At 59.5% G+C, this 20,050-nt stretch carries 16 protein-coding genes; 12 read left to right on the top strand and 4 right to left on the bottom strand.

Translation table 11 applies throughout. From position 1 onward, the window contains the following. Nucleotides 1-35: 35 nt before the first annotated feature. Both J3A65_RS00805 and J3A65_RS00810 read left to right on the top strand, forming a co-directional pair. Nucleotides 36-1,418, top strand: coding sequence for a flagellar biosynthesis protein FlgA (locus tag J3A65_RS00805; protein WP_209898504.1), 1,383 nt, complete (start codon nt 36-38; stop codon nt 1,416-1,418). An 85-nt stretch (nt 1,419-1,503) separates the two neighbouring features. Then, nucleotides 1,504-2,232, top strand: a complete 729-nt coding sequence (locus tag J3A65_RS00810; RefSeq protein ID WP_209898507.1) for a sulfite exporter TauE/SafE family protein — start codon at nt 1,504-1,506, stop codon at nt 2,230-2,232. Nucleotides 2,233-2,254: 22 nt separating this feature from the next. On the opposite strand, the gene J3A65_RS00815 is transcribed toward J3A65_RS00810, so the two are convergent. The 3 genes from J3A65_RS00815 to J3A65_RS00825 form a co-directional block, all read right to left on the bottom strand. Next, complete coding sequence (locus J3A65_RS00815) at nt 2,255-3,967, bottom strand: dihydroxyacetone kinase family protein (protein WP_209898510.1); 1,713 nt, start codon at nt 3,965-3,967, stop codon at nt 2,255-2,257. An 11-nt stretch (nt 3,968-3,978) separates the two neighbouring features. Beyond that, nucleotides 3,979-4,917 (bottom strand): sugar phosphate isomerase/epimerase family protein, encoded by a 939-nt coding sequence (locus J3A65_RS00820; protein WP_209898513.1) that lies wholly within the window; start codon nt 4,915-4,917, stop codon nt 3,979-3,981. A 164-nt stretch (nt 4,918-5,081) separates the two neighbouring features. Beyond that, nucleotides 5,082-6,119 (bottom strand): 4-hydroxythreonine-4-phosphate dehydrogenase PdxA, encoded by a 1,038-nt coding sequence (locus J3A65_RS00825; protein WP_209898515.1) that lies wholly within the window; start codon nt 6,117-6,119, stop codon nt 5,082-5,084. A gap of 169 nt (nt 6,120-6,288) precedes the next feature. Between J3A65_RS00825 and J3A65_RS00830 the strand changes: the two genes are divergently transcribed. The 10 genes from J3A65_RS00830 (at nt 6,289) to J3A65_RS00870 (ending at nt 17,578) form a co-directional block, all read left to right on the top strand. Then, on the top strand, nt 6,289-6,969 hold the full coding sequence (locus tag J3A65_RS00830) for a GntR family transcriptional regulator (RefSeq protein WP_092664351.1): 681 nt from the start codon (nt 6,289-6,291) through the stop codon (nt 6,967-6,969). Nucleotides 6,970-7,079: 110 nt separating this feature from the next. Beyond that, complete coding sequence (locus J3A65_RS00835) at nt 7,080-7,859, top strand: DeoR/GlpR family DNA-binding transcription regulator (protein ID WP_209898518.1); 780 nt, start codon at nt 7,080-7,082, stop codon at nt 7,857-7,859. Then, on the top strand, nt 7,856-8,626 hold the full coding sequence (locus tag J3A65_RS00840; protein ID WP_192087920.1) for a triose-phosphate isomerase: 771 nt from the start codon (nt 7,856-7,858) through the stop codon (nt 8,624-8,626). Before J3A65_RS00835 ends, J3A65_RS00840 begins: the two co-directional genes overlap by 4 nt. A 12-nt stretch (nt 8,627-8,638) precedes the next feature. Beyond that, nucleotides 8,639-9,094: an RpiB/LacA/LacB family sugar-phosphate isomerase gene (locus J3A65_RS00845; RefSeq protein ID WP_062460374.1), complete on the top strand. Its 456-nt coding sequence runs from the start codon at nt 8,639-8,641 to the stop codon at nt 9,092-9,094. 254 nt (nt 9,095-9,348) lie between these two features. Beyond that, nucleotides 9,349-9,477, top strand: coding sequence for a hypothetical protein (locus tag J3A65_RS23445; protein ID WP_281064457.1), 129 nt, complete (start codon nt 9,349-9,351; stop codon nt 9,475-9,477). Between the two features lie 91 nt (nt 9,478-9,568). Further along, complete coding sequence (locus J3A65_RS00850; RefSeq protein ID WP_062458656.1) at nt 9,569-11,440, top strand: ABC transporter ATP-binding protein/permease; 1,872 nt, start codon at nt 9,569-9,571, stop codon at nt 11,438-11,440. Between the two features lie 121 nt (nt 11,441-11,561). Further along, complete coding sequence (locus J3A65_RS00855) at nt 11,562-11,924, top strand: response regulator (RefSeq protein ID WP_209898522.1); 363 nt, start codon at nt 11,562-11,564, stop codon at nt 11,922-11,924. A 591-nt stretch (nt 11,925-12,515) separates the two neighbouring features. Beyond that, complete coding sequence (locus J3A65_RS00860) at nt 12,516-14,951, top strand: PAS domain-containing protein (RefSeq protein WP_209898526.1); 2,436 nt, start codon at nt 12,516-12,518, stop codon at nt 14,949-14,951. A gap of 321 nt (nt 14,952-15,272) precedes the next feature. Next, nucleotides 15,273-16,820, top strand: a complete 1,548-nt coding sequence (locus J3A65_RS00865) for a cryptochrome/photolyase family protein (protein WP_209898529.1) — start codon at nt 15,273-15,275, stop codon at nt 16,818-16,820. A 305-nt stretch (nt 16,821-17,125) separates the two neighbouring features. Next, nucleotides 17,126-17,578, top strand: a complete 453-nt coding sequence (locus tag J3A65_RS00870; RefSeq protein ID WP_209898532.1) for a hypothetical protein — start codon at nt 17,126-17,128, stop codon at nt 17,576-17,578. A 179-nt stretch (nt 17,579-17,757) separates the two neighbouring features. Here the strand turns inward: J3A65_RS00870 and J3A65_RS00875 are convergent, their stop codons facing one another. Then, nucleotides 17,758-20,016, bottom strand: coding sequence for a polysaccharide biosynthesis tyrosine autokinase (locus tag J3A65_RS00875; protein WP_245341447.1), 2,259 nt, complete (start codon nt 20,014-20,016; stop codon nt 17,758-17,760). Nucleotides 20,017-20,050 lie beyond the last annotated feature (34 nt).

The raw sequence follows: 20,050 nt of genomic DNA on the forward strand, positions 1-20,050 counted from the left end.
ACGAGTTTTTCGTTTCGGTTTAGGAGGGGAACACCATGAACTATCACACCTATTTCGGCAGAGAGTCCGACCCGGTGGAATGCTGCATCGTCGGCACCGGCGGCTTTGGCCGCAGCTTCATCGCACAGAGTTTGAAGACGCCGCTGGTCAGTACCCGCGTCGCGGTCGATCTGAAGGCGCAAACCGCGACAGACGTTCTGCGGGGCCTTGGGATCGATCCGGCCAAGATTGCCCAATGCGCAACCGCGAGCGAGGCGAAGACGGCCTGGGAGAACGGCCTGTATATTGCGGCGGGAGACCTTTCCCTCGTCCTCGACCTTCCGATCTCCGTGGTGGTCGAAGCAACCGGTCATCCGGAAGCCGGGGCGAAACACAGCCGGCTTGCGATCGATGCGGGCAAGCATGTCGCGCTCGTCTCCAAGGAAGTCGATAGCGTCGTCGGTCCAGGCCTTGCGCTGCGCGCCCGCAACAACAATGTCATCGTGACCCCGGTCGATGGCGATCAGCCGAGCCTGTTGATGGGTCTGGTGACCTGGGCGGAAGTGCTCGGACTGGATATCATCGCCGCCGGCAAGGCCAGCGAATACGATTTCGTCTACGACCCAAAACAGAAGACGCTGAGCTCCAACGGCAAGACCGCGTCTGCACATGATTTTGGCGACTGGATCGAACCGGCAACACTGGACCTGTCGACCATCGCGGCAAGACGATCGGAAATCGCAGCGGAGTTTCCGCAGCGGGCAGTTCCGGACTTGTGTGAAATGACGCTGGTTGCCAATGCCACGGGCTTCCTGGTCGACCGGGCCGACCTGCATGTTCCCATCGCGCGGATCACCGAAGTTGCCGATTTCTTTTCCGAGCGTTCGAGCGGCGGGTTGCTCGGCGCGCCAAAGGTGCTCGACGTCTTCCACTGCCTACGGCTTCCCGGCGAACTGAGCTTTGCCGGCGGCGTCTTCGTGACGGTGCGTTGCGACGACGCGGAGACCTGGCAGATGCTGGCGGAAAAAGGCCATGTCGTGAGCCGCAAGGGCGATGTCGCCATGCTCTACATTCCACGCCATCTTCTGGGCGTCGAGGCTGCAACGAGCATTCTGGAAGTCGGCGTGCGCGGCGTCTCCAGTGGTGCGGCCGAGCCGCGGCCGGTGATCGACCTCGTCGCGCATGCAGATGCCGATATCGAAGCCGGAACAGTTTTGACGGCAAGCGGCCACCATCACTCGATCGTCAACGTTTCGGCGCGCATGATCCCGGCCGGCCCGCTCTCGGATGACAGGGCCGTTCCCTTCTATCTGGCAGCCAATCGCACCCTGAAGAGAGCGGTCAGGGCGGGCCAGCCGATCCTTTGCGGCGATGTCGAACTCGACGAGGCATCGGCATTGCTCGAACTGCGGCGCGAGCAGGACAAGGCATTCTTCTAAGCCTCCCAAGGCAATGCGCGGCCGGCGCGAAAGCTGGCCGCGCTTCTCTACGGCCCTGTGGCCGAACTCGCTTCGAGGATAAGCCTTGCTCTCCTATATCCTCGTCTGCGCCATAGGCTTTGTCGCCGGTTGCCTGAGCGGGGTGATCGGCACCGGCGCCAGCCTCATTCTCCTGCCCGTTCTTGTTCCGATGTTTGACCCCGCGCGCGCCATTCCCGTCATGGCGATCGCCGGGCTGATGGCGAATGCCGCGCGTGTGATGGCTTGGCACAGGCATGTCAATTGGTGGGCTGTTCTCGCTTATGCGCTCCCCGGCATGCCGGCAGCGTCCTTGGGCGCTGTCAGCCTGGTCCATCTGCCGGCAGCCATCAGCGGCACTTTGCTCGGCCTCTTCATCATGCTGCTCGTCCCGTTCCGGCGATACATTCGCCACCGCAACATGACCATTGGGCTCGGTGGAATGGCAATCGCCGGTGCCGGAGTCGGGTTTCTGACCGGGATGTTTCTGTCCACCGGCCCACTCAGCATTCCAGCCTTTCTGGCCTTCGGGCTGACCAAGGGCGCCTTCCTGTCGACGGAAGCGGCGGCCTCGATTTTCGTGCAGGCGGCAAAGGTTTTCACGTTCTATCAGGCAGGTGCGCTGACCCATGATCTCGTGATCAGTGGTCTCGTGATTGGTTCGTCACTGATGGCCGGAACGTTCTTTGCCAAACGCTATGTCGTCAGCATGTCCGAGCGCAAGTTTGGCCTGATGATGGATGCCATTACCCTGGCATCCGGCCTTTGGCTGACATGTGTCGGTCTGTTCGGCTGAAACCGAATAGACCTTTTCAGGGTCAGCCGCGGTCGGCGATAAAGCCGGCAGCAAGCTGCGCCACCATGGACAGCGATACAGCGCCAGCATCCGGATGGCCGATGCTCTTTTCCGCAAGCGGACGCGCACGGCCCAGCCGCGGCGTAAGTGCGGCTGTTGCTTCGGCAGCCGCGCTCGAAGCGTCAGCGGCAGCCTTGAAGGCTTCCGGCAGTGACTTGCCGGCCGCGGTCTGCTCCGTCAGCGTCTCAACGAACGGGATAAGTGAGTCCACAAGCGTCTTGTCGCCGATCCGGGCACGGCCGAGCGTGGTTACGGCATCGAGCGCCCTGCGCGCGCCTTCGGCAATCGCCGCTTCATCAGGCACGTCGTTATCGCTCAAGGCGCTGCTCCACGAGCGCAGCAGCAATCCCCAGATCGCGCCGGATGTGCCGCCGGCCCGGTCAGCCCAGGCATCGCCGCCAAGCGCAAGCGTCGTCTGCGCGCCGGCTCCCGCCGATACGGCGGCGGCCATCGCCTTGGCCGCGGCATCGGAACCGCGCTGCATCCCCTGCCCATGGTCGCCGTCGCCGGCGATCGCATCGATGCGGCCAAGCTCGGACTCCTTATCCCTGAGCATGGCGGCAATCCTGCCAAACAGATCGGATATGCAGGCAGCCGACGTCTGCGACGCTTCGGAGGCCGCCGGGATCACCGGGGCAGCCTCGTCATCGGAGAGTACGTCGGTACGCAATTCAGCGACTTCAGGCCGTCCGCGACGAAATGCCGGCGCATCGCAGGGTGCCGCCCAATAGCGCTCAAGCTCTTCATCGAGCCACGTCAGCGTCAGCGAGCAACCCTGCATATCGAGGCTGGTGACGAATTCCCCGGCTTCCGGCAGGACGATCTGAAGATCGGACCCGGTGAGTTTCTTCTGGACGGCGGTCCACAGCACGAAGAGTTCTTCGTATTTTGTCGAACCCAGACCGTTGAGAACGGCTGCGACGCGCGTGCAGCCCTGCGGCCTTTCGGCCAACAGTTTGTCCGTGAGCACATCCGCAAGATCCGTCGCGCTCGCGATATCCTGCTCGCTAATGCCAGGTTCGCCGTGAATGCCGAGGCCGAGAGCCATCCGGCCTTTCGGGACCGTGAACAACGGCTGCTTTGCACCTGGAAGGGTGCAGCCTGCAAAGGCGACGCCGAACGAAACCGTGCGTTCATTGGCATGCCGGGCGATACGCTCCACCTCGTCAAGCGAAAGCCCCGCTTCCGCCGCCGCTCCCGCTATCTTGAAGACCATGAGGTCGCCGGCGATGCCGCGGCGCTTGGCGTGTTCGTCAGCCGACGCACTCGCAACGTCATCGGTCACGGCAATGATGCGCACATCGATGCCTTCGGCACGAAGACGCTCTGCAGCGACCCCGAAATTCAGCACGTCGCCTGCATAATTGCCGAAGCCGAGAATGATGCCGCCGCCATTGTCGGCATGGCGGCAGACACGTGCAACCGCTGCCGTCGATGGAGACGCAAACACGTCACCTGCAACCGCTGCATCGGCCATACCCTGGCCGACATAGCCCGCGAAAGCCGGATAATGACCCGAGCCACCGCCGACAACCACCGAAACCTTGCCATCAGGCACAGTCGTGGCTCGCACGACACCGCTGGTGATGAGGCGTACGTGGTTGGGATAGATCTGACAAAAGCCGGCAAGCGCAGTCGAGGCGAATTCGTCTGGGGCATCAAAGATCGTCGTCATTTAAGCGGTCCTCAAGTACGCGGCAGAATGCGCCGGAGATAGTCGCGGTTGGTCGCGCTGACGGAAAGGCCGTCGCCACCATAATGCTCGCACAGGAACGGGCTGTTGAAGCCGTGTTCCAACGCAAGCTTGATTGCTGTGCGATAGTTGATCAAGCCGGATTCGAGCGGAACCGGGTGGCTGGCGATGAGGCCCGCCTGCTCGTCCTCGATCCGCATGTAGTTCTTGACGTGCCAGTATTTGGCGAAAGGCGCGACTTTCGTCATCATCTGCAGCCAGTGCTCGACCGGCCGATGGAGACGGATGAGATTGCCGAGATCGGCGTTGATGCCGACGTTGGCCAGATCGACTTCCTCGACGAAGCGGACAGAACTGTCCGCCGTTCCGAGATAGGTGTCCTCGTACATTTCGAGGGAAACGTCGATGCCGACCTCTGCGGCGTGCCTGCCGAGTTCGGCAATGCGGGCGACAGCCTTGTTCCACGTCGCGGGGTCATCGGGGTTTTTGGCACCCTGCTCGGTCCAGAACCACAACGCGCTTTTCTGCTTGCCCGTCAGCGGCTCGAAAAAGCCGAAGGAAACGCTCTGCGCGCCGATCTCAGCGGCAGTCTCGATGACGCGGTGGCTGTAGGCGAGATACTCGTCGCCGTGTTTCTCGTCGATGACGCTGCGCCGCGATGTCGAGATCGCCGGGATGGTCATGCCTGCATCTTTCACGACCTCGCAGAACGCACGACGGCGATCAGCCGAAAGATCGGCGACGCGGAGCCAGCTGTCCGTGGGATCGAGTTCGGTAAAGCCTGCATCTGCGACTTCGGCGACAGTCTTGGCCCATTCCTCGACGGTCTGATCCTGAACCGAACGACCGTCCGGCAACATATTGGGGTATTGAATCATTGCGGCCGCGATCGGCCAGGTCTCACGCGTCCACTTGGGAGCTGAACTTGTCATTGTCGTCCTCCAACCGCGACGCCACCGCGCTCTTGATGGCGCAGGGAAGCCGCACACTCTGACATTTGGCAGCCGGCGTTCAAGCCGACCGACATGCGCCAAGCCCGCGTCCTCTCGGGCTGAGATGACCGGCCATTCACGGCCGGTCATTTATGATCAAGTGATCACGCGGCCTGTGCTGCCAGGCGCTGGCGCTTTGCCATACGAGTCGCAAGCAGGATCGCTTCACGGGTCGCGCCGATATCGGCTATTCCCTTGCCTGCGATGTCATAGGCCGTGCCATGAGCCGGCGTGCAAAGCGGGAATGGCAGGCCACCCATCATCGTCACGCCCTTGTCGAAGCCAATCAGCTTCATGGCGATCTGACCTTGGTCATGATACATGGTGAGGACGGCGTGATAGCCTTCCTTCATGGCGCGAAGAAACACGGTATCGGCCGGGAACGGACCCTCGACGCCGTAACCGCGCGCCTTTGCTTCGGCAACGGCGGGTTCAATAATCTCGATTTCTTCCATTCCGAAGCTGCCGCCATCGCCCGCATGCGGGTTGAGACCGGCGACCGCGACGCGCGGCTCATCGATACCGGCGGCCCTCAGGCAAGAAACAGTCAGTTCGAGTTCCGACAGAAGCCGGTCCACGGACAGGTTGGCAGCCACTTCCTTGAGCGGGATGTGCGAGCTGACACGTGCGTTCCAGATCTTTTCGAGAACGTTGAACTCGCGGATCTTGCCGGTGAACGACAGAACGTCCGAGACGAAACGGATTTCGTCATCGTAGCCCGGATAGGCAAAGCGCATCGCCTTCTTGTTGAACGGCGTGAAGCAGACCGCATCGGCCTTTCCGGCATGGGCGAGCTCAAGGGCGGTGCGGAAGTTGCGCGTGGCGAACGTGCCGCCGGCCAGCGTCGCTTCGCCGCGCTCCACCTCTTCCGGAGCGAGATGGCCCAAATCGATAAATGCGTGCTTCGAGCGATCGAGACCCGAAAGATCATCGAGCGAAGCCGAGATCAGATCTGGCTGAACGCCTGCTTCCTGCGCGCCCTTATCGAGAATGCGCCGATCGCCGATCACAACGATATAGGCCTGCTCTCTGATGTCATCCAAAGCCAGAAGCTGTGCGGTCAGTTCGGGGCTGATACCGGCCGGGTCTCCCATCGCAAGCGCAATGGTTGGACGGCTATCGTGATGCTTGGTGATATCCATGGGTCAATTCTCCTACCTCGGTGAGGACGTTTCTAAGCCATCCGGAATCGCAGGACAAGTCTTTTGCATTTTGTATGCAGCATTTTTACGTTTGGTGCCGTTCGGGTTCTGGTATAATCCTGGCGAGACGCTTTGATCATCACGGCGGTCCAGAAATCGAGCTTTCAAAATGAGTGATACACTGCCCGAATCGCCTGTCTCGCCATCCGGCCCCATCCGGCGCACGGCCTTGCACGACACGCTCGTCACTCGGTTGCGCGACATGATCATCGAGGGAGAGCTTGCCCCCGGTTCGCGGATGCACGAAAGCCAGCTCGGCGAACAGCTGGGCGTTTCGCGCACGCCGCTGCGGGAAGCGATCAAGTACCTTGCCAGCGAAGGGCTCGTCGAACTCATTCCAAGCCGCGGCGCGATCGTCAAAAGGTTCAGCGGCAAGGATGTGCACGACATGCTCATCGTTCTGAAGAACCTGGAGGAGCTTGCCGGAAGCCTTGCCTGCGAGACCGCGACGGATGACGATATCGCCCGGGTCAGGCAACTGCATGACGAGATGCGGGCCTGCTACGACGTGAAGGATCGCCTGCGCTACTACAAGCTCAACCAGGCCATCCATACCGAAATCTGTCGGATCGCGGACAACCAGGCACTTAGCAGCGTTCAAGCGCAACTGCAGTCGCGCTTGAAGAGAATCCGGTTCATCGGCCACGAGGGTCCGGACAAGTGGTCGGCGGCCATGGCCGAGCATGAGGAGATGATCGTCGCGCTCGAAGCGCGGGACGGAGAAACCTTGTCCAAGGTATTGGGGCTTCATTTGCTCAATGCGTGGCAGCGCGTCAAAGACGCGATATAGCGCAAGTCGAAATCTCCAGAGCCAACATGGCTGCCACAAAATCACATCCATAATGTTGATTATAACAATATAGGTGTTATATCCGTTTCATCCCACGCGGACGGTCTCGGATGAAGCGCGAAGAACGACACCAACGGATCATCAATCTGCTGATCGAAAAGCGAACCGTCGATCTCGACGATCTGGCGGAGCTTTTTGCCATCTCCAAGATGACCGTTCACCGTGATCTGGACGAGCTTGAGCAGGCAGGGGTGCTTCGCAAAGTGCGCGGCGGCGCAACGATCGACGCAGGTACCCAGTTCGAGAGCGATTTTCGGATCCGCGAACGTCAGGATCATGCCGCCAAGCACGCCATCAGCAAGGCGGCTGTCGATTTGGTCGAACCCGGTATGACCGTCATGGTCAATGACGGATCGATGGCGGCCGTGCTCGGCGAGGCACTGGCCGACAAACGTCCGCTGACGGTTATTACCAACAACGCCGCCGTCATGGAGCGGCTGAAAACCGAGACCGGCATAACGCTGATCGCCCTCGGCGGCGTCTATTCGCCCAAGTTCAACGCATTCTTCGGCGTGGTCACGGAAGAGGCTTTATCGCGGCTGCGAGCCGACGTTGCGTTCATCTCAACCCCGGCCGTCGCATCGGGGCAGGCCTATCACATGGACGACGCCGTGATCCGGGTAAAACGGGCGATGATGGCATCGTCGGCGCGCGCTTACCTGCTCGTCAACCACGAGCGGATTGGCCACACGGCGCTGCATGTCCTTGCCGGTCTCGATCAATTCGCCGCCGTCATCACCAACAATCAGCCTGAGGCCCAACTGCTTCGAGACATCGAAGACACGGGCGTCACACTGACCATCGCATCGTCGGGAGGATCACATCCATGACCACATCGCCAAGCTTCTGGATCGGCACCAGCTGGAAGATGAACAAGACGCTTGCCGAAGCTCTGGAGTTCGCGGCCGCCGTGAAGGCAGCCGATGAAGACAGGGATTCACGCATCCAGCGCTTCGTCATTCCCCCATATACCGCCACGCGCGAGGTCAAGGCTGCGCTTGCCGGAACCTCCGTCAAGGTCGGCGCGCAGAACATGCACTGGGCCGATCAGGGTGCATGGACCGGCGAGATCTCGCCGCTGATGCTGAAGGACTGCAAGCTCGACATCGTCGAGCTCGGCCATTCCGAGCGGCGCGAGCATTTCGGCGAGACGAATGAAACCGTCGGGCTGAAAACCGAAGCAGCGGTTCGCCACGGGCTCATCCCGCTGATCTGCATCGGAGAGACGCTCGCCGATCGCGACAGCGGCAACGCACAGCAGGTCCTTGCGGATGAGGTTCGCGGTGCCCTTTCCAAACTGTCGGGCGACCAGAAGAATGCCGAGATCCTGCTCGCCTACGAACCGGTCTGGGCGATCGGCGAGAATGGCATTCCCGCCACCGCAGATTACGCATCCGCCCGCCATGCCGAGATCATCGATGTGGCGCAGTCCATCCTTGGACGCCGCATCCCCTGCCTCTATGGCGGGTCGGTCAATCCCGGCAATTGCGAAGAACTGATTTCGAGCCCTCATATCGACGGGCTCTTCATTGGCCGTTCCGCCTGGAATGCCGAGGGCTATCTCGACATCCTGGCAAAATGTGCCGCCAAACTCTGAGGAGACATGACCATGAAGCTTGCAATTGCAGGAGACAGCGCCGGCGAAGGCCTGGCAAAGGTTCTCGCTGATCATCTGAAGGACCGTTTCGACGTGCACGAAGTATCGCGTACCGATGCCGGTCCCGATGCGTTCTACGCGACGCTTTCCGACCGGGTCGCCTCCGGTGTCATCGACGGCACCTATGACAAGGCCATCCTGGTTTGCGGAACCGGCATCGGTGTCTGCATCTCGGCCAACAAGGTCCCCGGCATCCGCGCCGCACTGACACATGATACCTATTCGGCTGAACGCGCCGCCCTCTCCAACAACGCTCAGATCATTACCATGGGCGCCCGCGTGATCGGCACCGAACTGGCCAAGGCGATTGCGGACGCCTTTCTGGCGCAGACTTTTGACGAGAACGGTCGCTCGGCCGGAAATGTCCAGGCGATCAACGAGGTAGACGGGAAGTACAACGCCCGCTGAACCTTTTCCGTGACCGGACAATGTCCGGTCACGCCCTCCTCCCCGACTGACAGATGTCGACACAAGATTCACGTGTCCTTTTCCGCGGCCATACCCCGTCGAAGCTCGCTCAACGGGCAGGCCTACGGGCGACTGGAAACCTAGTCCCCACACCCCTCAAAAATCCTAGTGTCTATCGTCTTTCCGGCGGTAGGAACCTTAATGTTCCAAACTACGTTTCTGCGCCACCTGCGGGTATCAGGGGAGGAGAAACGATGATTGAACATAGCGTTTTCGCACAACGCCACTTTGAAACTCCAGCAAAGCAAATCATGTTTGACACGAGAGCGATGGCCGCAGCGCAGCTTGTCGCTTTAGCCGCGCCATTCGATCCGCAGGCATAGGCCACACCTACCCCACCTGCTTTCCGTTTCCGTCAATCTTTCTACAGTTTCTAAGTGCGCTGCCCAGCGGACGATCTCGACCGGAGTGTCAATGTCAGAAACCACCTCGACCAAGCCAGGCGCAACAGCCGCCACCCTTACCCCGGAACAGGCAGAACAGGCACGACGCGCCTATCTTCTCAAACGTTTCTGGGTCAGCGCTCGCGGCTATTGGGGTCGCGATGGCGACAAGATCGCCTGGGTATGCTCGATAACGCTTCTCGCGCTCATCGGTGTCAACGTCGCTTTCCAGTATGGTATCAATGTCTGGAACCGCGGACTGTTCGATGCGATCGAACAGCGGAATGCCGATCAGGTCTATTCGCTAGGCCTTCTGTTTCCGCCCCTCGTGCTTGGAAGCGTCGCGCTCGTCAGTTCGCAGGTCTATCTGCGCATGCTGATGCAGCGCCGCTGGCGCTCGTGGCTCACGAAATCATTGATCTCGCGGTGGCTTACGAATGGACGCTACTACCAGCTGAACCTGATCGGAGGCGATCACCAGAACCCGGAAGCCCGCATCTCCGAGGATATGCGGATCGCGACGGAATCGCCCGTGGATTTCACGTCAGGGGTGATTTCGGCTTTCGTGTCGGCGTCGACCTTCATCGTCGTCCTGTGGACGATCGGTGGCGCGCTGACGATTCCGATCGCCGGAAATTACGTCACCATACCCGGCTTCCTCGTGATTGCGGCGGTCGTCTATGCCATCATCACATCGAGTTCGATCGCGGTCATCGGCCGGAACTTTGTGAAAGTGTCCGAGAATAAGAACCAGGTCGAAGCGGAGTTCCGCTATACGCTGACCCGCGTGCGCGAAAACGGCGAGAGCATCGCGCTGCTGGGCGGCGAAGAGGAAGAGCGCAACGATCTCGATCGGACCTTCGCAAATGTCCGTCAGCAGTGGCGGCTGCTTGCGTGGCAATATATGCGCACGTCCTTGGTCTCGCACGGATCGATGCTCATTGCACCGGTCGTTCCGGTCCTACTCTGTGCCCCAAAGTTCCTCGATGGCAGCATGTCACTGGGTCAGGTCATGCAGGCGGCATCGGCATTCACAATCGTTCAAGGTGCGTTTGGATGGCTGGTCGACAACTATCCCCGTCTCGCCGACTGGAATGCCTGCGCCCGTCGCGTAGCCTCGCTGATGGTTTCGCTTGATGGTCTGGAACAGGCCGAACAGAACGAAACTGTCGGACGGATCAAGCATGGCGAAACTGAGGGCGACACCATGCTCAGCCTGAACGAGGTCTCCGTCTCGCTTGGCGACGGCACTGCCGTTGTCAAGGAAACGCAGGTGGAGATCGGGCCTGGCGAACGCGTCCTCGTGGCGGGTGAATCCGGTTCGGGCAAGAGTACGCTGGTGCGAGCCATTGCGGGGCTGTGGCCATGGGGAGAAGGAAGTGTCAACTTCCGCAAGGGCCAGGAACTGTTCATGCTGCCCCAGAAACCATACATCCCCTCGGGCACACTACGTCGCGCCGTCGCCTACCCGAAACCGGCAGACACGTGGTCGGCAGAAGAAATTCATGTTGCCCTCGACAAAGTCGGGCTCGGGCACCTGCGCGACAGGATCGAGGACGAAGCGCCATGGGACCACACGCTGTCAGGAGGAGAGAAGCAGAGGTTGGCGTTTGCCCGGCTTCTCCTCAACGACCCTGACATCATTGTCCTTGATGAAGCCACCTCCGCTCTCGACGAAAAGACGCAGGACAAAATCATGGAGATGATGATCGACGAGCTGCCCAATGCCACAATCCTGAGCGTGGCACACCGCGTAGAGCTCGAACAGTTTCACAGCCGGAAGATCACGCTCGAGCGCCGGGAGGGCGGGGCAAGGCTGGTTAGCGACGTCGATCTCGCGCCTTACACACGCGGCCGAAACGTCTTGTCGCGACTTCTCGTTCGCCCGATCATCAAGCCGTAGAGGATGTGAATGAGAGTTCGGCTCAGATTCAGGCAACGCCTGTGTAAAAGTCGGAACTGATGCCTCGCCAAAATGTTCAATTGTACGGTAACGTACAGAGAATGTGATGCCGAGGTCCGAAATGAGCCAAGCCGGAGTTATTCTCGTCGTTGAAGATGAGCCCGTCCTCCGATTTATATTGGTGGAGGAGTTGCAGGATGCCGGGTACGAGGTGTTCGCCGCGGTCGATGCAGCCCAAGCCATAGACATCCTGGAGAGCAACTTCGATATCCAACTTCTCCTGACGGATATCGACCTGTTTGCCGAGGGTGAAGGCGTGGAACTCGCTCGGATGGTGCGCGATAGATGGCCCCCGATCCGGATCATCCTCACGTCGGGAAACTGGACCCTTCAACAATCCGAGCTTACGTTTGCAGAACGCTTTATCCCCAAACCCCATGGGCCGGGCGTACTTCTCCAGAGCATCAGAGAGTGTATGCTTTGACATGCTCTTATGGAACCATTTTGCGCAAACGGCGTTATGCAGAGCGACCAAGGGATGACTCCGCGTTTACCGTTACGACGCGAGGGATTGCTTGAGGCGACGAATTCGACTGAGACCTTTGCATAAATGACAATGACCGGGGCCCCGTCCGACGCACGGGATGGAGATACGAAACCCATGCACCGCAAATTGCTTGAATCGTTTTACGGCTACGGTGCCGCAACAACAGTCGTCGCTGTTGGTCTTTTGGCGGTGTGGTTAATTCGGTGACCTCTTGCGCCGTACCGAGGGCTCGCTGACTCATACCGGTCCGCCAAGACGCCGCCTCTGGTTTTGCCGGAGACAGCAGTTGCGCGAGAAGACCGGCTTCTCGGGAATATTATGCGGAAACAACGCTTCGCCTTAGAGGTTGAACACAGACTGTGGCCACCATCCTCCACGCGTCAAACACCGTCTCCCCACCCCTCCCGTTTTCTGTTAGACCCGATCTCCAGACTGAAGCCATTAAACTGAAATGAGCGTAGCCTTCATGTGCCGAACAGCCAGTGAGCCTCTGACGTGATGCAGATCCTTTCAGAGATAGAAGGCGAAATGGCTTCGCGGATTCGCGCGGTCGATTGGAACACAACCAGCTTAGGACCTATCGAGGACTGGCCGATAGAGCTGCAGACCACGCTGGCCTTGTGCCTCAATACCGACCTGCCAACTGCCATCTACTGGGGAGACGAAATGCGTCTCCTTTATAACGATGCGTGGTCGCCGATCGCTGGAGAGAAACACCCGTGGGCATTGGGTCGCCCCGCGTCGACCGTCTGGGCGGACATCTGGGATATCATAAAACCGCAACTCATGGCCGTCGTCGAGACGGGCAAGGGTTTTCGTGTGGCCGATCAAATGCTGCCGATGCTTCGCGGCGGACGCGTTCAGCATACGCATTGGGACTACAGCTTCGCACCGATCTTTTCGGCGGAAGGTCGTGTCGTCGGGGTTTTCAACCAAGGTACCGAGACGACCGCCCGCCTCTCTGCGCAACGGGCGTTGCGGGCGAGCGAAGAGCGACTGGAATACGCACTCGGCGCCTCAGAAACTGTCGGGACGTGGGACTGGGACATCCCGAACGACAGCGTGGTGGCCGACGCGCGATTTGCCAAGATCTACGGCGTTGAGCGGAGCGTTGCCGCCAGCGGCGCTCCGATCGGTGCTTTTTTCCGTCTGGTTCATCCCGATGATCTGCCGGCCCTTCAATCCGCGATCGACGAAGCGCTGAAGACGGGCACTATATTTTCGCAGGAATACCGGCTCGTCGACGCGGATGGTTCCGTCCGGTGGGTGACTGCCCAAGGCCGCGTCACGCTTGCGCCGGACGGTACACCATTGCGGTTTCCGGGTGTGTCATTTGACATCACCGATCGCCGCGTTGTCGAAATCGCGCTGCGGGAGAGCGAGGAACGCTTCCGTGCGATCACCAATTCGATCGACCAGATGATCTGGGCCACGCAACCCGACGGCCACCACGATTATTACAACCAGCGTTGGTACGACTTCACGGGCGTCCCGCAAGGCTCGACAGACGGCGAGGAATGGAACGGCGTATTCCACCCTGACGATCAGGATCGCGCCTGGTCCACCTGGCGTCGCAGCCTCGTCACAGGAGAGCCCTACCACATCGAGTACCGCCTCCGACATCGTAGCGGTAACTATCGATGGGTTCTCGGCCGCGCGCAGCCTGTGCGGAAGGAGGATGGCGAAATCAGCCGCTGGTTCGGGACATGCACCGATATCCAGGACATCGTCGATGCACGCGATATTCTGTCGAAGTCCCGCGAGCAACTGGCGCGTGAAGTAGAAGAAAGAACCGCGAAGCTGGTCGACGCGCAGGACCAGTTGCGCCAGGCGCAGAAAATGGAAGCCGTTGGTCAGCTCACGGGCGGCATCGCGCATGACTTCAACAATATGCTGGCCGTCATACTGGGTTCGATCAGCCTGCTCGAAAAGCGGTTGGCGCGCGGTGAGGTCGATGTCGGCCGCTACATCGAGGCCGCAAAGGATGGCGCAACGAGAGCTGCGTCGCTGACGCACCGCCTGCTCGCTTTCTCGCGACGGCAACCGCTTCAGCCGGAGGTGATCGACCCCAATCGCATGATTGCCGGAATGTCGGAATTGCTGACCCGCACGCTCGGAGAGCATGTTTCCGTGGAAACCGTCTTGGCGGCCGGACTGTGGAAAGTCTATGCCGACAGCAGTCAGCTGGAAAACGCCATTCTCAACCTCGCCGTCAATGGCCGCGATGCCATGCCCCGCGGCGGCAACCTGACGGTCGAAACCGCAAACTCGTATCTTTCCGACGAATACGCGCAGGACAATGCAGTGGCAGCCGGGCAATATGTCATGATTGCCGTATCGGATACCGGAACGGGGATGACGCCCGAGGTTATGGCGAAGGCTTTCGATCCGTTTTTTACCACCAAGGAGGTCGGCAAGGGATCGGGTCTGGGGCTAAGCCAAATCTTCGGCTTCGTCAGGCAGTCGAGCGGGCACGTCAAAATCTATTCGGAAGAAGGCGTCGGGTCATCCATAAAGATCTACCTGCCGCGGCATCACGGTGAGGTTGAAGCTCCCGTAAACATCCAGGGCGTCGTCAAGCAGCCGGGCCGGGGCAGCGTTTCCGAGACGATCCTTGTCGTAGAGGACGACCAGCGCGTGCGCGTTTTCTCCACCGAGGCGCTTCGGGAACTGGGATATACCGTCGTCGAAGCCGCATCGGGCGAGCAGGCGCTCACCTTGATCAGGGCAGGTCTCAAGCCGACCTTGTTGTTTACAGATGTCGTGATGCCGGGGATGACAGGCCGAGAATTGGCCGACGCCGCCAAGGTTCTGATGCCGGAATTGAGTATTCTCTATACGACTGGCTACACCCGCAACGCCGTTGTCCATAACGGCGTGCTGGAGGGGGGAACGCACCTCTTGCAAAAACCCTTCAGCCTCGATCAGCTTGCTGATAAAATACGGAAGGTGCTGGACCAGTAGCCTTCGGGACTGAAGCGGGGGCGGCGTGAGGAGCGTTCGAACTCGGGGGCTGGACCGACGGGCAAGCCTGCCTGCGCACAGCTGCGGTCCGATCAGAGATTGGACAATCGACGAGCGAAATGGGAGGCGGCGGCGCGTACACTCGCGCCGTCATCATTGGCCTGTGATTTTCGCGTATAGCAATGCAACGCTTCGACCCCGTCGGCATTCACCGGATAGACAAGATCGACATGCTCCCTCTTCGATCCCGACCTCCGCTCTTGCAGGGGTTTGGCGGAAAGGCACGGTATCCGTCATTATAGAAGAGGGTCAAAGCAAGCTGTGAAGCCAACCCGCAACCTCATTTTCATTCTTGGCGATCAGCTATCCTTGTCGCTACCGAGCCTTGAGGGTGCCGATCCCACGCAGGATATGATCCTGATGTGCGAGGTGGTGGAGGAGGCGACCTATGTCGAGCATCACAAACTGAAACTCGCCTTCATCTTTTCCGCAATGCGCCATTTTGCCGATGAGCTGCGTGCGAAAGGCTTCTGCGTCCGGTACGTGCGGCTTGATGATCGCGACAATTCAGGCTCCTTCACGACCGAGCTTTTGCGCGCGATTGCAGAGACGTCACCCCGATCGATCATCGTCACCGAAGCTGCCGAGTGGCGCGTTCTTTCCGCCATGGAAGACTGGCAAGGTTTGGTAAATCTGCCGGTAGAGGTGCGGCAGGACACGCGGTTTATCTGTTCGACGACGGAGTTCAAAGCCTGGGCCAAGGACCGCAAGGCTCTGACGATGGAGTATTTCTATCGGGACATGCGGCGCAAGACCGGCCTGTTGATGAACGGTGACCACCCCGAAGGTGGCCGGTGGAATTTCGACAGTGAAAATCGCAAACCTGCCAAACCCGACCTGTTTCGCCCGAAGCATCATGTCTTTCCGCCCGACGCAGCAACGCAGGAGGTTCTTGCGCTCGTCGAGCGCACGTTCCCGAACAATATGGGTTCGACGGAGAATTTCTCGTTTGCAGTGACCCGCACCGATGCGGAGAAGGCAGCCGATGGATTCATCCGCGATTTCCTACCGAATTTCGGCGAAACGCAGGACGCGATGCTGGCCGAAGAGCCGTTCCTGAACCACGCGCTTCTCTCCTTCTACATCAATGTTGGACTGCTCGATCCGCTCGCACTATGCCGGGCTGCGGAGCGCGCGTATTTCGAAGGACACGCGCCGCTGAATGCGGTCGAGGCTTTCATCCGCCAAATCATCGGCTGGCGCGAATATATCCGCGGCATCTATTGGCTGAAAATGCCGGGATACGAGACAAGCAATTTCTTCGCCGCATCCCGTCCCCTGCCGGACTTTTTCTGGAGCGGTGAAACGGACATGGCCTGTATGTCCACAGTGATCAAACAGACGATTACCCATGCCTACGCGCATCATATCCAGCGTCTGATGGTGGTCGGAAATTTCTCGATGCTGGCAGGTCTTGATCCCTACGCGGTCCATCGCTGGTATCTGGAAGTCTATGCCGACGCCTACGAATGGGTTGAACTGCCCAATGTGATCGGAATGAGCCAGTTTGCCGACGGTGGGTTTATGGCCTCCAAGCCATACGCCGCAGGCGGCGCGTATATTTCTCGTATGTCCAATTACTGCGAAAGCTGCCGGTATGACGTGTCGCAGAAAACTGGCGAGAAAGCCTGTCCCTTCAACGCCTTGTACTGGGATTTCCTCGCCCGTAATGCCGAGTCACTGTCGGGCAACCACCGTTTGGCGCAGATGTATGCGTCATGGCGACGGATGTCGGCAGGAACGCAGCAGGCCTATCGCAACAGTGCTTCTGCATTTCTCGGGAAACTGGATGACGGAAGCCATGTTTGACCGTGTGGAAATAGGCCGGCGACGGAGCATCTGAGGAGCGCCCTCGCAGAATGAATGGATCCGATCGCCGACGGGTTCCGTGTCTCTACCCGCAAGAGTGAGCCGGGATCATGCGGAATGGTCCTCCGCTCTCGGAAGGAAAAACAGGGCAGAGGCGAACCGGGTTCACTTGTTCCTTCGAGAACTGGTCGCGACCGACCGTCCTCGAACGATCTGCCGCCCGGTCCGGATGGACGAACCTATCTCCCCGTTTTGTCGCGCAACGATCGACCGAGATGACAATCTTGCGCGTAAGATAGGACCTCATGGGCAAGGACTGGGTTCGCCAAAGGCAAACGCCGCCGCAGGGCAGCGCCTTTCAAGGAGCATACCACCGCAAGATCCGCTTTCAGCGGTGCTGCCGCGAGGGTAAGGCTCGGCTGCGTCAGGCGATTGTACAAGCGGAACCGCGCCGCAATCGTGTTTTCTTCTGCGGGGGCGTAAAGCTGCGACAGCGTGACGAGCTTTGCGATTTCCTCTGGCTGTTCCCCGACCGCTTGCCTGACCATTGCATACCGGACCCAGAAGTTTCCATCACTCGGGAGGCAGTGAAGCGCAAAGCGCACCACGGTCTCTGCCTCCCCAAGCGCGCTCGACCAGTTGTCGTATTCGACATCCGGGCTTTGCGTATCCAGCCGGACGAGCGCAACCGTTACAGCTGCTTTGACGAACTCGCTTTGGCAAACATCGTCTCTGAGAAGCAGTCTCATCTGCGGTAGAGTTCCTTCGAGCAACTCCCGCGAGACCGGTCTGTCGCGTTCAATCTCGGCCGCGATGTGTCGCATGGTCCCGAACCGGGCGTAACGTGAGATCTGTGTTACCGAGATCGTCAGGCTTCCCATGCAGAGCAGGACGACCGCTCCGATGAGAAGCGGTCTGCGACCACGCCGCGTCATTCTCAGCCTTCCTGGTAGTACTGGGAGTATCGCGAGTAATAATATTCGCTGGAGCCATAGGCTCGGTAGAGCTTCATCCGTTCCTGGTCGACCTTGTTCAGCACGACACCAAGACACTTGTCGCGGACATAGGGATCGGAAGCGAGAACCTGACGAACGACCCGGCGTGCTGTCTTGCCCCATTCGGTGACGAAGATGAACCCGTCAATTCGGCCTGCAATGGCGCGGGCATCGACGACCGGGCCAAGAGGCGGCAGATCGATAATGATATAGTCTGCGGTATTGCTGATGTCTGCGAGCACCTGACGCATGCGCGCGGACGACAGCAGTTCGGACGAATGCGGAATGCGGTGACGGACAACTGCAGGCAAGAACGCAAGTTTAGTCCGATCGTTTCGGAGGAAAAGCGACTGCGGATCCTTGTTGTCGATGAGCACTTCGAGAAGGCCGGATTCCGCATGTCTCCCGATCGCCCGCGTCGCGCCCGGGTTGCGCAAATCGCCGTCGATCAGGACGGTTCTGTTTCCTTGCCCCGCCAGCAACTCGGCAAAATTCACCGCAATCGTTGACTTGCCTTCTCCAGGCAATGACGAAACGACGCCGATGATCTTGCAACTCTTGCCGGTAAGCGCGAGGTCTGCAGCAATCTTGGCGCTTCGAAGCGTTTCCGCGAAGGCGGAGAGTGGGTGATCGATGACGTAATTCGAAACGGCATGGGTCTTTCGAACCTGGCCAAAGCCACGACCGTCAGAGCTATCCGGAGCATCGACGGCCTTTCCGGGAGCCACTATTGGCGCGATGCCCAGAAACTCCAGATTGAGAACGTCGCGAACCTGTTCGCCGGTTCTGAAGAAACGGTCCCGGAACTCGCGAAACGCGCCAAGGCCACTCCCGACCGCGGCACCGATGATCACGAACAGCGCCAGTACCAATGGCTTGCGGGGATGGCTCGGACTGTCGGGTGCAGCCGCTCGCGTGATGATACGTGCTTCGGTGACCGGGAAGGACTGTTGCTGTATGGCCTCCTGATACCGCTGCAGGAAGGTCTGGTACATGTTCTTGTAGGTGTCAGCTTCCCGCTCGAGTTCTCTCAGCTGTACCTGGGTCTCGCTCGCGGTGGCGCTGATGCCTGTGGCCTGCGCGACCGAATCCGTCAGGCTCTTTTCCCGGGCCTTGGCAACGTTGAGATCGCTCTTGTAGCTTTCGGCGATACGATTGACCTCTTCGAACATCAGACGGTTGTATTCCGTCATTTCGCTGCGCAGCCTGATCGCTTGAATATGATTCACTCCGAGACGATCGGATATCTGCGCTTCCCGCTTGGAGGCATCGAGATATTTCTGGCGCAGTTCGTTGGAAATGGAACTGTCGAGAACATCCGTAACGATCGCGTCTCCTTGGCCCGAAGCGATGATCTGCGCGATCCGCTGCAGGCGCGCCTCAGCTTTTGCGGTATCGGACTGCGCGACGATCAATGCGCTGTTGAGTTCGGACAACTGCTGGTCAGCAACCAGAACCGAGCCGGCAGCAACGAGGCCGTTGGAACTGCGGAACTTCTGGACGGCAAGATCCGAGTCCAAAGCCTTCTGGCGCAGTTCGGCTATGCGATCCTGCAGCCAGCCGCTTGCGCGCCTGGTTGCCTCATATTTCGAATTGAGCTTGTCAACCAGATAGGCCTCTCCGATCGCGTTGGCGATCTTCGCAGAGAGAGAAGACGATGGAGAGGTGTAGCTGATGCTCAAAACATAAGTGCGACCAACGCGGCTGATCTCCATGTTCCAAAGGAGCGTGTTCGCAGCGGCGCGGCGTTTCGCCTCCACCCGATCGCTGGTTTCGGGTTCAACAACGAACCACGAAGAGACATTTGCCAGCGACCGGAGCGTTCCGGCCATTGTTCCAATGACAGACCCTCCGGCACTCGCAAACGCCGCATCATTCGTAAGGTCGAGCTTATCCACGACGGACAAGGCAATCGTGTCCGATTTCAGGAGTTCAACTTGACTGAGAACGGAACCCTCGTCGTCGACCACGCCACCAATTGTCGAAAGCTGCTGAACGACTTCTCTATTGCCTTGGTCGATCAAGACGCTGACGTTGGACGTATAAAGAGGAACTGCCGTGAATATATACGCCAATCCTAGGACAATAGCGGCCGCCACTGCGGCCGCTACGATCATCCATTGTCGTCTGGCGATCGCTAAAACAGCGTCGAAATCAATTCCTTGAACGGAGCGCTCTAGATCGACATCGTCGCCTTGCAGGCCACCAGAGAAACTCTTGTTATGAATCTGCAAG

Source organism: Rhizobium sp. PvP014, assembly GCF_017876855.1.
Classification (GTDB): Bacteria; Pseudomonadota; Alphaproteobacteria; order Rhizobiales; family Rhizobiaceae; genus Neorhizobium; species Neorhizobium soli.

Coding starts and splice junctions, on each gene's coding strand:
- J3A65_RS00805 (WP_209898504.1), top strand. CDS start 36: ATGAACTATCACACCTATTTCGGCAGAGAGTCCGACCCGGTGGAATGC.
- J3A65_RS00815 (WP_209898510.1), bottom strand. CDS start 3,967: ATGACGACGATCTTTGATGCCCCAGACGAATTCGCCTCGACTGCGCTT.
- J3A65_RS00820 (WP_209898513.1), bottom strand. CDS start 4,917: ATGACAAGTTCAGCTCCCAAGTGGACGCGTGAGACCTGGCCGATCGCG.
- J3A65_RS00825 (WP_209898515.1), bottom strand. CDS start 6,119: ATGGATATCACCAAGCATCACGATAGCCGTCCAACCATTGCGCTTGCG.
- J3A65_RS00830 (WP_092664351.1), top strand. CDS start 6,289: ATGAGTGATACACTGCCCGAATCGCCTGTCTCGCCATCCGGCCCCATC.
- J3A65_RS00835 (WP_209898518.1), top strand. CDS start 7,080: ATGAAGCGCGAAGAACGACACCAACGGATCATCAATCTGCTGATCGAA.
- J3A65_RS00840 (WP_192087920.1), top strand. CDS start 7,856: ATGACCACATCGCCAAGCTTCTGGATCGGCACCAGCTGGAAGATGAAC.
- J3A65_RS00845 (WP_062460374.1), top strand. CDS start 8,639: ATGAAGCTTGCAATTGCAGGAGACAGCGCCGGCGAAGGCCTGGCAAAG.
- J3A65_RS23445 (WP_281064457.1), top strand. CDS start 9,349: ATGATTGAACATAGCGTTTTCGCACAACGCCACTTTGAAACTCCAGCA.
- J3A65_RS00850 (WP_062458656.1), top strand. CDS start 9,569: ATGTCAGAAACCACCTCGACCAAGCCAGGCGCAACAGCCGCCACCCTT.
- J3A65_RS00855 (WP_209898522.1), top strand. CDS start 11,562: ATGAGCCAAGCCGGAGTTATTCTCGTCGTTGAAGATGAGCCCGTCCTC.
- J3A65_RS00860 (WP_209898526.1), top strand. CDS start 12,516: ATGGCTTCGCGGATTCGCGCGGTCGATTGGAACACAACCAGCTTAGGA.
- J3A65_RS00870 (WP_209898532.1), top strand. CDS start 17,126: ATGGGCAAGGACTGGGTTCGCCAAAGGCAAACGCCGCCGCAGGGCAGC.